Source organism: Sphingomonas naasensis, from assembly GCF_004792695.1.
Classification (GTDB): Bacteria; Pseudomonadota; Alphaproteobacteria; order Sphingomonadales; family Sphingomonadaceae; genus Sphingomonas; species Sphingomonas naasensis.
Map to the genome: position 1 here is coordinate 1 of NZ_SRXU01000012.1, position 12,361 is coordinate 12,361.

At 68.4% G+C, this 12,361-nt stretch carries 11 protein-coding genes and 1 pseudogene; 5 read left to right on the forward strand and 7 right to left on the reverse strand.

Annotation, left to right across the window (positions count from 1 at the left end):
* Positions 1-911: pseudogene (locus E5A74_RS19680) on the forward strand (hypothetical protein); the annotation flags it as partial.
* Positions 912-926: 15 nt separating this feature from the next.
* Here the strand turns inward: E5A74_RS19680 and E5A74_RS19685 are convergent.
* On the reverse strand, positions 927-1,199 hold the full coding sequence (locus E5A74_RS19685) for a hypothetical protein (RefSeq protein ID WP_135987334.1): 273 nt from the start codon (positions 1,197-1,199) through the stop codon (positions 927-929).
* Between the two features lie 399 nt (positions 1,200-1,598).
* Positions 1,599-2,531: a DUF808 domain-containing protein gene (locus E5A74_RS19690; protein ID WP_135987335.1), complete on the reverse strand. Its 933-nt coding sequence runs from the start codon at positions 2,529-2,531 to the stop codon at positions 1,599-1,601.
* Between the two features lie 164 nt (positions 2,532-2,695).
* On the opposite strand from E5A74_RS19690, the gene E5A74_RS19695 reads away from it, so the two are divergent.
* Positions 2,696-2,893, forward strand: coding sequence for a hypothetical protein (locus E5A74_RS19695; protein ID WP_135987336.1), 198 nt, complete (start codon positions 2,696-2,698; stop codon positions 2,891-2,893).
* Between the two features lie 126 nt (positions 2,894-3,019).
* Here E5A74_RS19695 and rplL read toward each other — a convergent pair whose 3' ends face one another.
* The 3 genes from rplL to E5A74_RS19710 form a co-directional block, all read right to left on the reverse strand.
* Positions 3,020-3,397: a 50S ribosomal protein L7/L12 gene (gene rplL, locus E5A74_RS19700; protein ID WP_135987337.1), complete on the reverse strand. Its 378-nt coding sequence runs from the start codon at positions 3,395-3,397 to the stop codon at positions 3,020-3,022.
* Positions 3,398-3,453: 56 nt separating this feature from the next.
* Positions 3,454-3,969: a 50S ribosomal protein L10 gene (gene rplJ / locus E5A74_RS19705; protein ID WP_135987338.1), complete on the reverse strand. Its 516-nt coding sequence runs from the start codon at positions 3,967-3,969 to the stop codon at positions 3,454-3,456.
* Positions 3,970-4,379: 410 nt separating this feature from the next.
* A complete protein-coding gene (locus E5A74_RS19710) occupies positions 4,380-5,606 on the reverse strand; it encodes a pectate lyase family protein (protein ID WP_135987339.1) in 1,227 nt (408 codons plus the stop codon).
* A 157-nt stretch (positions 5,607-5,763) separates the two neighbouring features.
* On the opposite strand from E5A74_RS19710, the gene E5A74_RS19715 reads away from it, so the two are divergent.
* The 3 genes from E5A74_RS19715 to E5A74_RS19725 all read left to right on the forward strand — a co-directional run bounded on the left by E5A74_RS19715 (position 5,764) and on the right by E5A74_RS19725 (position 9,022).
* Positions 5,764-6,279 carry a L,D-transpeptidase family protein gene (locus tag E5A74_RS19715; RefSeq protein WP_240699899.1) on the forward strand — a complete coding sequence of 172 codons (516 nt, stop codon included), beginning with the start codon at positions 5,764-5,766 and terminating at the stop codon, positions 6,277-6,279.
* Between the two features lie 123 nt (positions 6,280-6,402).
* Entirely contained in the window at positions 6,403-7,425 is a 1,023-nt protein-coding gene (locus E5A74_RS19720) for a zinc-dependent alcohol dehydrogenase (protein ID WP_135987340.1), read from the forward strand.
* Between the two features lie 196 nt (positions 7,426-7,621).
* Positions 7,622-9,022 carry a hypothetical protein gene (locus E5A74_RS19725; RefSeq protein ID WP_135987341.1) on the forward strand — a complete coding sequence of 467 codons (1,401 nt, stop codon included), beginning with the start codon at positions 7,622-7,624 and terminating at the stop codon, positions 9,020-9,022.
* Positions 9,023-9,036: 14 nt separating this feature from the next.
* Here E5A74_RS19725 and E5A74_RS19730 read toward each other — a convergent pair whose 3' ends face one another.
* Both E5A74_RS19730 and E5A74_RS19735 read right to left on the reverse strand, forming a co-directional pair.
* Entirely contained in the window at positions 9,037-10,842 is a 1,806-nt protein-coding gene (locus E5A74_RS19730) for a tetratricopeptide repeat protein (protein WP_135987342.1), read from the reverse strand.
* A 106-nt stretch (positions 10,843-10,948) separates the two neighbouring features.
* Positions 10,949-12,349, reverse strand: a complete 1,401-nt coding sequence (locus E5A74_RS19735) for an epoxide hydrolase family protein (RefSeq protein ID WP_135987343.1) — start codon at positions 12,347-12,349, stop codon at positions 10,949-10,951.
* Positions 12,350-12,361: the final 12 nt, after the last annotated feature.

Sequence of the window (12,361 nt, forward strand, 5' to 3'; positions counted from 1 at the left end):
CGACGCCGCGACAGACCTCGCCGGGAGGTGCGACGGCATCGCCGGACCCGTCAGAGACAGCCCCGGCGAGCCGGCCTTCGCCGATCCCGACCGCAGCCGCCACACCGGCACCCGCGCTCCCCGAACCGATTGCGACCGCGACGCCCGCCGCCGCGCCGCTGCCCGAGGCCGCTCCGGCGGCGGCGCCGGCTGGAATGCCCGGCTGGCTATGGGCGCTGCTCGGCGCCGCGGCGACGGGGCTGGCCTTCGGCGCCGTCCTGCTCCTGCGCCGTCGTCGCGAGGACGCGGCGGACGCGGGGTTCGAGGCGGCGCCCGTGGCGGCAGCGCCGCCGGTGCCCGCCGCGCCGGCGCGTCCGGTCGCGCCCCCGCCTGGCATAGCGCCACCCGCACCGGCGCCTGCCGCGGCGCCGTCCGGCGAGCCCTTCGAGATCGCGCTGCGGCCGGCCAGCATCGAAGTGAGCGAGCGCGACGTGCTGCTCGATTTCGAGCTGCTGATCGGCAACCTCCAGGCTTCTGCCGCCGAGAATATCCGGCTGACCATGGCGATGATGAGCGCCAATCCCGATCAGGACCGCCAGATCGCCGGCTATCATGCCAGCCCGATGGTCGATCCGGCGGGCGCCCCGTTCGACCTTGCCGCGGGGGCCGGCGGACGGATGCCGGCGCGGCTCGCGCTGCCGCGCGAGCTGATCCATGTCGTCGAGATCCAGCGCCGGCCGATGTTCGTGCCGCTGGTGATGATCGAACTCAAATGGCGCGCCGGGATCAGCATCCGCCGCTTCGGCGCCGACTTCATGGTCGGCACGCCGGGGCAGGGGAGCAAGCTCGGCCCGATCTGGCTCGATCGCAACCAGCAGGCGAACCAGCTCAACGCCACCCGCTATCTTCCGCGCCAGGCCGTGGCGGCCTGACCCGCGAACCGCGGGTTACGCCTGCGGATCCTCATGGTCGGCGGCGCTTCGCTGCGCGCGCGCGTGCCAGATGCAGGCGCCGACGGTGCCGAGCAGGAACGGGATCATCCAGAGATTGAGCGGCGGGAAGAATTGCAGCACCCCGATGACGAGGATGCCGCCGACCAGGTCGAAATTCTCGCCCGGCCCCTGCCAGAGCCGCGCGCCGATCGTCACCATGATCGGAAAGGCAATGAATGCCAGTGTCAGCGCGAACAGCCAGCGCGCGACAAAACCGATGACCGCCATCCGATGCTCCCGCAGTGCCCGTTGCAGGCGATCCCCTGCCCGGCCGGGCAGGGGCCCGTCATGAGCAAAGCCTGAGCATTTTCGGGTCGGGCAAACGGCGCCGTGCGGCGCCCGCCCGGTCTAGGGTCCGTACTCAATACCCGCAATGGTCGTGACGGAGCCGATTTTGGCGCACGGGGAGGAACGAGGAGGGAGCGACGCGGTGTCATCGTGACTCCAAGGACTTGGCTCGTGACGTGGCTGTGCGCCAAAAGCGGCCCGCCGCTGCGCGGTCGCCCGGAGACGCACGCTGGACTGCGTCAGCCCGCTTGCCCGGGCCGCCAGCCCGCGCTGCGCGAGCTTCCTTGCCAGCGCACGTCTCCGGGCGATCCCGACCGTTGTGGGTATTGAGTACGGACCCTAGTGCCGCAGCTTGTGGATCTGGTGGAGCGCGAAGGCGATCAGGCCGCCGACGATCAGCCCGAAGATGCCCGAGGCGGTGGCGGTGACCAGCCAGCCGAGAAAGCCGCCAAGCGGGCCGCTCGCATGCGCGACGGCCTCCTGCGCGTGGTGGATGGTGCCGGCCGGCTCGTGGACGCCCAGCACCTCGAGGCCATGGACGAGGATGCCGCCGCCGACCCAGATCATCGCGGCGGTGCCGACTACCGAGAGGACCTGCATGAGCACCGGCATGCCGCGCACCAGCCAGCGGCCGATCAGCTGCGCCGATGCCGCGCGGCGCCGGGCGAGGTGGAGCCCGATATCGTCCATCTTCACGATCAGCCCGACCACGCCATAGACCGCGATGGTGATGCCGACCCCGACGATCACCAGCACCACGCCTTGCGTGAGCAACGGGCTGTCGGCGACGTCGGCGAGCGCGATCGCCATGATCTCGGCCGAGAGGATCAGATCGGTGCGGATCGCCCCGCTGACCTTGGATGCCTCGAGATGCGCCGCTTCCATCGGAGTCTCCTCGACCTCCTCATGGCCGGCGGCGCCGAACGCCTCGAGCACCTTCTCGGCGCCCTCGAAGCAGAGGAACGCGCCGCCGAGCATCAGCAGCGGCGTGATCGCCCAGGGTGCGAAGGCGCTGAGGATCAGCGCGGCAGGGAGCAGGATGAGCAGCTTGTTGCGCAGCGAGCCCAGCGCGATCTTGGCGATGATCGGCAGCTCGCGTTCGGGGGCGAGGCCGACGACGTAGCGTGGGGTCACCGCGGTATCGTCGACGACCACGCCGACCGCCTTGGTCCCCGCCTTGCCCGCGGCGGCGCCGACATCGTCGAGCGACGCGGCGGCGAGCTTGGTGATCCCGGCGACGTCGTCGAGCAGCGCTACTAGTCCGGAGGGCATGAGGGAGGATCATCCTGTTGGGAAGGCACGAATCGGAACGCGCTTCATCCCCGGATGCTCCGCGTGCGGCAAGAGCCTATGGCAAAGTCGTTTCGGCACCGCGGCGCGGCTGGCGCGTTTGGCCGGTTGAGAGGACCCAGTCCGGCGTCCTGACGGAGATACCCATGGCCGACCCCACCGAGGCGCAACCTTCCAACGGCAAGACCGCGCTCACCGATGATTTTCGCACGCATTTCTCCGGCGACGCGCCGCTTGCCGACAAGGCGAAGAGCTTCGCCAAGGCGCGGCCCTGGACCAGCGCGGCGTTTGTCGGGATCGCCGCGATGGCGGTGCTCAACATGTTCCGCGGACGCCGCAACTGACCCGGACAGCATAGCGACAAAGAAAAAGGGCGGCCCCGAGGGACCGCCCTTTCGTTCTCTGCCGTGAAGCAGAAGCTGGATCCCGGCCTGCGCCGGGATGAGTCCCTCGCGCTTACGCGCGCAGGCTCACTTGACCTCGACGGTCGCGCCGGCTTCCTCAAGCTGCTTCTTGATCTTCTCGGCCTCGTCCTTGTTGACGCCTTCCTTGACGGCCTTGGGAGCCGATTCAACGAGGGTCTTGGCTTCGGTCAGACCGAGGCCGGTGATCGCGCGGACTTCCTTGATGACGTTGATCTTCTTGCCACCGTCGCCGGTGAGGATCACGTCGAACTCGGTCTGCTCTTCAGCAGCCGGGGCAGCGGCGCCACCGCCAGCGGCCGGAGCGGCAGCAACCGCAGCGGCGGCCGAGACGCCCCACTTCTCTTCGAGAAGCTTCGAGAGCTCGGCGGCTTCGAGAACGGTCAGCTCGGAGAGCTGGTCGACGAGTGCGTTAAGGTCAGCCATGATAAACTCCAATCAAAATCAGATGGTTATAAGGGTAATGGTCTCGAACGGGCCGCTTACGCGGCCTGCTTCTCCGCATGTGCCGAAAGGACGCGCGCGATCTGCGCAGCCGGTGCCTGCGTGATGGTTGCGAGCTTGGTCGCAGGGGCAACGATGAGCCCCACGATCTTCGCACGCAGTTCATCCAGCGACGGCATCGTCGCGAGCGATTTCACGCCCTCCGCATTGAGCAGCTGCGCGCCCATTGCGCCGCCGACGATCTCGAGCTTGTCGTTCGTCTTGGCGAATTCCACCGCGATCTTGGCCGCAGCCACGGGATCGGCGGAGGTGGCGAGCGCCGTCGGACCCGTGAGCAGGTCCGCGATCACCGCATAATCGGTGCCCTCGGCGGCAATGATGGCAAGCTTGTTCTTCGAGACCTTATAGCTCGCACCGGCTGCGCGCATCTTGTTGCGGAGGTCCGTCGATTGCTTGACGGTCATCCCGAGATTGCGGGTGACAACCACCACGCCGACCTCGTTGAAGGTGCGATTCAGCTCGGCAACGGCATCAGCCTTTTGGGAACGATCCATGCCGGTCTCCTCGTTAAGGAGCCCCGAAAGGCTCCGGTTACAAATTGTCCGAGGGGCACGATCGTCGCGGCCAGAGGCTACCCTGGCGAGACCCGAACGCTCCGCGCGAAGCGGACCGTGTCGGTGAAAAATCTGTCCCCGTCTTGGCGAGAAATCAAGACCGGCAAATCCCGGTCACTCGCTGTCTCGGACGGAACGCAGGCACGGCGAGCCGCATCTGCGAAGGCGCGCACATAGCGGAAACGGCGGGGGAGTCAACCGGTTGGTGTCCGTATGATCCTCCCCCGCCAGGGGGAGGTGACGCCGAAGGCGACGGAAGGGGAGGTGAGCGACCCACTGGCCGTCGTGCTTCCTCCCCCTCCGTCAGGCTGCGCCTGCCACCTCCCCCTGGCGGGGGAGGATTATTTGGATCAGGCTTCCACTTTCGGATACCCACCCACTTCACGCTCGTCGTCGATCACCCGGCCCTTGCCGGCGCGGACCTCTGCCACGATCCGCTTGTCGACCGCATCGCGGTCCCAGGGCCGGGCGCCGGCTTCGGCGAGGACCCATTTCTCGACCTGACGCGCCGGCTTCGCCACGAAGCCCGCGGGCCAGAAGGGCGCGCGCGTGAGCGGGACGATCTTCGGCTTGCGGTTCGAGATCACCCCCAGCCGCACCATCGGCCGGCCGTCGGCGAGCGTATAGACATTGTCGCGGTCAAACAGTTCGAGATCGCCTTGACCCTCGAGGATCAGGAACGGCAGGTCCTCGCGGGTGGAGGCGCCGCCGCGCACGACATTGCCGACGATCGCCAGCCTGCCGACGGTCCAGGGGTGCCCGACCCATTCCTCCTCGTTGAGCGCGTAATGCATGCAGCGATTGCCGGGGTCGTAGATCAGATTGTTCGCGGTCAGCGCGTGCGCGCCGCCCTTGAACAGCTGGTTGCGCTCGTAATTATGCGCGTAGAGATTGCCGGCGATCAGCACCTCGGTGACGTTGTCGTGGATCAGCGATCCCTTCGAATGCTCGCCCTTGGCGTGGCTCGAATGCGACAGGCCTTCCGCGACGATGTTGTGGGTGAAGCTGATCCGGCGCGAGGTGTGCTGCCGCCACGCCTCGACAGTGTCGCCGCCGGCGAAGCGCGGGCCCGAGGCGGAGAGATTCTCGTCGGTCGCCCAGGCGAAGGAGCAGTGATCGACGATCACGTCATGCGCGGCGCTGGTCGAGAGGCCATCGACTTCCCAGCCGCTCTTCGGCGGGGCGCCGTCGGCACCGGCGCGTACGCGGATGTGACGGATGACGACGTCGTGCGCCGACACCGAGATGCCGCCGCGGATCAGCGTGATGCCGGGGGAGGGCGCGCTGGCGCCGTCGACGGTGACGAACGGCTCGCGGATCGACAGGCTCTTGCGTCCGAGATCGATCACGCCGGCGACGGCGAAGACGATCCGGCGCGGGCCGCTTGCCGCCAACGCCTCGCGCAGCGTGCCCGGGCCTTCGGAGGCGAGGCTGGTGACGCGCAGCACGCGGCCGGCATTGCCGCCCCGCGTCTTCGTCCAGCCGACCGTCGGTGCGAGCGCGGTCTCGCGCGCCAGCAGCGGCGCATGCCCGGCGACCAGCGCCGCACCCAGAAAACCCCGCCGATCCAGCCGCAAATCCGCTCTCCTGCACTGCCGTCCCCGCGGTCATGCTTAACGAAAGGTCAAGCTGTGCCCCTGCGGAACAGTCCAAAAACCATGCTAGCCAGAGGTCGTTTCACCAGCAATATCGTCGCGCATGACGACTCGATCCTCGCTTTTCCGAGGCGCTCTCATGCTCCTCATCGCATTGCTGGCGATGCCCTCGTGCGCGTTCGCCGCCACCACAACCACCAGGGGCCCGATCGTGCTCGCGATCCTGAGCCCGGACAGCCCGCTCGCCGAAGGCGAATATCTGTGGGAGCCCGAACGCGCGCCGACGGGCAGGATCGAGATCGTCGCCGATGTCGCGCGCGACACGCTCTATGTCTATCGCGGCGGAATCGAGATCGGGCGGACGATCCTGATCTACGGGATCGACGAGAAGCCGACCCCGCTCGGGACCTTCCCGATCCTGCAGAAGAAGAAGGATCACATCTCGAACCTCTACCACGCCCCGATGCCCTATATGCAGCGGCTGACCTGGGGCGGGGTGGCGCTGCACGGCAGCGGCGAGACGGTCGACAATCGCTATGCCACCCATGGCTGCATCGGAATGCCCGACGAGTTCGCGGCGCTGCTGTTCCGGGTCACGAAGCTGGGTGATCGGGTGACGGTGACGCGCAACTGGCTGCCGCAATTCTACGGCTGAACCGGAGAAACGCGTCGCATCGGGAATTCCCCCGACGGACAGGCTGCGCACCCGCTAGTACCACAAGGCCCTGACAATGCAGCGGAGTCTCGCGGCTCCATTGCGGGAAAAGGGACCTGCCGCATGCCCATGATGAGAGCTGCCGTCGCGCGCGCATTCGGCACGCCGCTGACGATCGAGCGCGTGTCGATCCCAGAGCCGGGGCCGGGCGAGGTCCTCGTCAAGATCGTCGCGACGGGGGTCTGCCACACCGATCTCCATGCGGTGGACGGCGACTGGCCGGTCAAGCCGATCCTGCCGCTGATCCCCGGGCATGAGGGCGTCGGTCATGTCGCGGCGCTGGGGCCGGGGGTCGAGGGTCTCAAGGAAGGTGACGCCGTCGGCATTCCGTGGCTGCACGATGCGTGCGGGCATTGCGAATATTGCGAGACCGGATGGGAGACGCTGTGCGAGCGGCAGCGCAACAGCGGCTATAGCGTCCACGGCACCTATGCCGAATATGCGATCGCGAGCGCACCCTTTGTCGGCCGGTTGCCGGCGAACGCCGATCTCGACGCGCTCGCGCCGATCCTCTGCGCCGGTGTGACCAGCTACAAGGGGCTGGTCGAGACCGGGGCGCGGCCCGGCGAGTGGGTGGTGATCTCGGGGGTCGGCGGGCTCGGCCATGTCGCGATCCAATATGCCAGGGCGATGGGGCTCCATGTCGCCGCGCTCGACGTGTCGCCCGACAAGCTCGCGCTCGCCGAGGCGCTGGGGGCGGAAGTGACGGCGAACGTCGCCACCGAGGATGCAGTGGCCAAGGTTCGGGCGGCGACCGGCGGCGGCGCGCACGGCGTGCTGGTGACCGCGGTCTCGCCCGCGGCGTTCGCGCAGGCGATCGCCTGTGCGCGGCGGCGCGGCACCGTCGCGCTGGTCGGGCTGCCGCCGGGCGATTTCCCGACGCCGATCTTCGATCTCGTGCTCAAGCGGATCACGGTGCGCGGCTCGATCGTCGGCACCCGCAAGGATCTCGCCGACGCGCTGGCCTTCGCCGCCGAGGGCAAGGTCAAGGCGACCGTGACGGTCGAGCCGCTCGCGGCGGTCAATCACGTGCTCGACCGGTTGCGCGACGGCAAGGTCGAGGGGCGTATCGTGCTGCGTCCCTGACCCGCCGTTGGTGGTGGAGGGCTTCCGGCCCTGCGGAGCGCAAAGGCGGACGCCCGGCGGTCTTCGTCGGCGCGAGAGCGCGCCCCGTCGCATCGCGGTTCGTGTCGATCGCACGCTGCCCCACCGCTGCGCGGGTCACAGCGATCCGAAAGACCTCGCGATGTTTTCCGGCAAACCAATTCCCCTCGCGATCGCGATGGCCGTTTCATGGGTCGCGACGCCAGCGCTGGCGCAAGAGGCGCAGCACGTCGCGGCGCCATCCTATCAGGGGCCGAAGAACATGGAGGTGGCGCTATCGGCCGTGCGCTATGAGGACGTCGCGACCAATAGCCCCTCGGCGATCGTCTATGTGCTCGTCCGCAACAATACCACCAAGTCCGCGCCGCTGACCCGCGACACCTTCGCCGGTACAGCGCTCAGCGTCGGCGCCTCGGTCTATTCGAGCACCAGCTATACCTTCCCGTCGGGATATGATGTGGCGGGCGCATTCGAGAACAGAACGCTGGCCGGCGGCACCGTCGTCACGATCGCGTTCCGGTTCCAGCTCTCGGGCCCGGTCCCGACCGCGCCCTCGACTCTGACCATACATGAAAATCCGCCGGTGAAGCTGCTGGGGAAGGCCAACATCTTCACCCTGTCGAAGAGTGTGCCCGGCTATGTCGGCGCGCCGGCGCCGGCGCCGAAGCTCGGGACCCCGCCGCAGCTCGAGCTCGGCAGGGACGGCTATCAGTCGAATCGCGTGTCGGATTCGAGCTTCCACCAGCTCGGTCCGCTGCGCGTCCGCGCCGACCAGATCCAATATGGCCGTTTGCCGGCCGGCGGCGCGAACGCCGAATATATCGAAGTGCTGGCGACCGCGCAGAACACACTCGCGGTGCCCGTGCTGATCCACGGCTCGACGATTTCGGGCATCGTCGTCTCGGAAAAGGGTGACAATACCCGCAGCGACACGGTCAAATTCTACAAGGACGGAGTCGTCGCCACCAGTTTCCGGCTCAATCCCGGCGAATGGATGTACGTCACCGCCTCGTACGGCTTCCCCAACGAGGCGGCGCTACGTGCCGCCCGGCGGCTGGCGATCAGCTACTCGCCGTCCGATCAGGCCGGTGGGACGTTCGCCATCGACGTCCCGCCGCTGACCAAAAAAGCGGAGACTACGCCGACGACGACCAAGGCGGAGCCCGTGCCCGGTGCGACGACCTCGACGCCGGCGACCACCGAGGCCGCGTCGACCGCCGGCGAGGGCGACTTCCGCAAGACCGCCTATATGGACGTCAAGCTCGATGGAGTCGCCAGCACCAACGCTGGAATCGAAGTCACGCTGGCGGTGCGCAACAGGATCGGACGTCGGCTGGGCATGCAGCATGATTGGCAGACCTATACGCTGCTCGGCTCCGACGGCGCCGCATATCGCAGCGACGGCAACCACTATGGCAGCTCGGCACGCGACGCGCTGCGCACCACCGTCTGGCTCGAAAACGATGAGGAGGCGAAGCGAACCTATCTGTTCGCCAGGGTTCCGCCCGGCGTGACTCCGACCCAGTTGATCATCCGCGACGGCGGCAAGGAAAAGGCGCGCATCGACCTGCCGCGCTGATCGGGCGGGCGGGACTAGCCGGCGCGGAGCAGGTTCAGCGCCCGGGTGCGCTCGGGCGACGCATCCGGGCCATAGGCGACCGGCAGCAGCGCCCGCCGCGCGGCAGCGGCGTCGCCGCGGCGGAGCAGCGCCTCGCCGAGCAGCAGCCGCGGGCCCGGTGCGGCGGGAACGGTGTCGACCACCTTCATCAATCCCTCGATCGCGATGTCGGGCGGTGCCTCGCCGGCCTCGGCGAAGCTGCGATAATAAGCGAGCAGCGGCAGCGGATTGTCTGGATCGGCGCGGTTGGCGCGGGCGATCTCGGCGCGTGCCGCCCTGAGCCGCGCCTTGCGTTCGGCATCGGGCGCGGCGAGCGCCTCGGCGAGCAGCGCGGTGCCGCGCCATCCGCGCGCATCGCTGCTGTTCGGATCGGCGGCGAGGGCGCGGTCGGCGGCGCGGCGGCATTCTGCGGGGTTGCCGCTGCGGCATTCGGCCTCGGCGAGGAGGAGCTGGGCCTGCAGATTCGTGGGATAGCGGGCCGCGTCGGCGCGCAGATCCTTCAGCCAACCATCGCGCGCCATGCGCGCGCGGCGCAGCGCCTGCTCGGCCGCGGCAGCGGTTTCGGGATCGATGCCGGGCGCGGGCGGGGGCGGCAGCGCGATGCGCGAGCCCAGCTCGAGCCGGCCTTTGACGAAGGCGGCTTCTCCCTCGGTCAGCTGGCGGAGCATCGGCTCGACGGCGCGTGCGGCGGGATAGGTCATCTGTTCATAGGGCAGCTTGCGGTTGTCCCACGAAGCGAGATCGCGCTGGAGCTGATCGAGATCGCCAAATGCTTCCGCTGCCCGCGCGGGATCCCCGCCGGCGGCGATCGCCGCCAGATAGGCGCGCAGCCGGGGACGGCGTGCCTCGTCGAAGAACAGCATGTGCGCCAGCGCCCAGGCGTGGAACGGCGTCCAGCGGCTGTCGGCGCCGGCCGCCGCGGGATAGCGCCCGGTCAGCACCTCCGCGAGCGGAGCGGAGCGCACATTGTCCATCACCCGGGCATAGCCCTCGGGTGCGCGGCCATAGGTTATCTGACCGTCTGCCTTGACCTCGATCGTCGCGAACAGCTCGCCAAAGCCGTCGATGTACCAGCGCGGATAGGCATTGGGGAAATGCGTCAGCAGCCAGTTGCGCGCGAATGCGGCGTAGATCCGCCCCTCCGCCGCGACCGGCACCGAGACGTCGTTGACCTGGACCGCGAAGGGGTCGTCCTTCTTCGCGAAACGCGCGTTGCTGCCAACGGGCCCGGCGAGGTGCGCGCTGAGCCCCGCGTCGTTGGAGGCGGGATCGGGTGCGCCGCCGCTGGTCGCGCGGATCAGATCGGGCAGAATGCCGGCAAGGCTGGTGCCGCGTTCGAGCTGCACGCGCGTGTCGTAGCGAGTCGCGGCGAGCACCGGACCATCCTCGCGCGGATCATAATAATTCTGCACGTCGAAGCCGCTGCGCCACGGGCCGGGGACGAAGCGCAGATTGCGCAGGCCCATCGCGTCGAACTCGCGCGAATCGCCGACCAGCGTGACGCGCAGTTTCCGCGTGTCGTCGGGCTGGTCGACGCGGCCGTGCAGCACTGCGAGCAGAAAGTGCAGCCGCTCGAGATTATGGGCGATGCGGCGCAGCTCGGCCTCGCTGCCGTCGCTGATCACGATGACGTGATCGGTCTCGGCCTCGCGCCACCGGCTCAGCTTCTCCAGCCTGCCCTGAACGACGATCGTCTCGTCCTGCGGCGCGGTCTGGGCGGTGGCGGGAACGGACAGGGCGAGCGCCAGGAAAAGCGCGCCGATGTGGGTCGCAGGCCGCATACATCCCTCCTGTTTCGGCGGAATATGCCGCACGGCGCGGAAAAGGGAAGATCGGAGGAGGGAGGCGGGCGGCGCGCCGGCGCCGGCCGCGACGATCGGCCGCGGCTCAATGCAGCGAGCGGAAGCCGGCGCGTAGATCATGGGTGAACGCTTCGGGCTGTTCCCACGCGGCGAAATGCCCGCCCTTGGGGTGGCGGTTATAATAGACCAGCCTCGGGAAGCTCCGCTCCGCCCAGCTCCGCGGCGCCTGATAGAGCTCGTCGGGGAAGGCGCTCACCACCACGGGGACGGTGACCCCCTGCGGCCTGAAGAAGGCGAGCTTGTTCTCCCAATAGAGCCGCGCAGAGGAAATCGCGGTCTCGGTGAGCCAGTAGAGCGTGATATTGTCGAGCACGTCGTCGCGGGTCAGCCCCTCGGCCTTTCCGTCGAACACGCGGGCGATCAGCTCATAGCTGCGCAGATCGTGGTCGAGGATCCACGCGGCGAGGCCGATCGGCGAATCCTCCAGCGCATAGAGCGTCTGCGGGCGGTGGTTCATCTCCTGCGCATAGCCGAGGCCGTTCTTGTAGAAGAAGTCGAGCTGCTCATAGGCCTGCTGCTCCTCGGCGGAGAGTCCGGCGGGCGGGGCGCCGCCTGCGGCGAGCGCGGCCTCGATCTCCGGCGGGATTGCCGAGGGCATGTTGAGATGCACGCCGAGCACGCGCCCCGGCTCATGGACCGCGAGCTGCTCGGTGATCGGATCGCCCCAGTCGCCGCCCGAGGCGACGAAGCGCTTGTAGCCGAGCCGGTCCATCAGCACCGCCCAGGCCTTGGCGACGCGCACCGGATCCCAGCCGAGCTCGGTCGGCTTGCCCGAAAAGCCGTGCCCCGGGATCGATGGAATCACCACGTCGAACGCATCCGCGGCAGTGCCGCCATAGGCGGTCGGGTGGGTCAGCGGCCCAATGATCTTGAGCTGCTCGATGATCGATCCCGGCCAGCCATGGGTGACGATCAGCGGCAACGCGTTCGGGTGCTGCGACCTGACGTGGATGAAGTGAATGTCGATACCGTCGATACGCGTCACGAACTGCGGCAATGCATTCATCCGCGCCTCGACTCCGTGCCAGTCGTAATGCCGTTCCCAATAGTCGGCGAGCTTGCGCATCGTCGCGAGCTGGACGCCCTGCGAGGGATCGGAGACCAGTTCCTTGCTCGGCCAGCGCACCGCTGCGATCCGATGCCGGAGGTCCGCCAGCGCTGCGTTGGAAGCGTGGTAGCTGAATGGACGGATCCTATCGTCGCCGTCGAACGGCGTGGCCAGCGCGGCGTCGCTCGGGAGACCGCCGATGATCGTGGCGGTCGCCGGCGATGTGGCGGCGGCGGCTTGCACCAGCGTCTCGGCGGGATTGACGGGAGGTGGCGGCGTAGAGGCATTCGCGCTCAGCGGAACCAGCGCGCCTACCGTTCCGGCGACGCTCGATACGAGGAAATGCCGTCTGCCTACCGACGGATACCATCCGGGCATGATCGTTCTCCT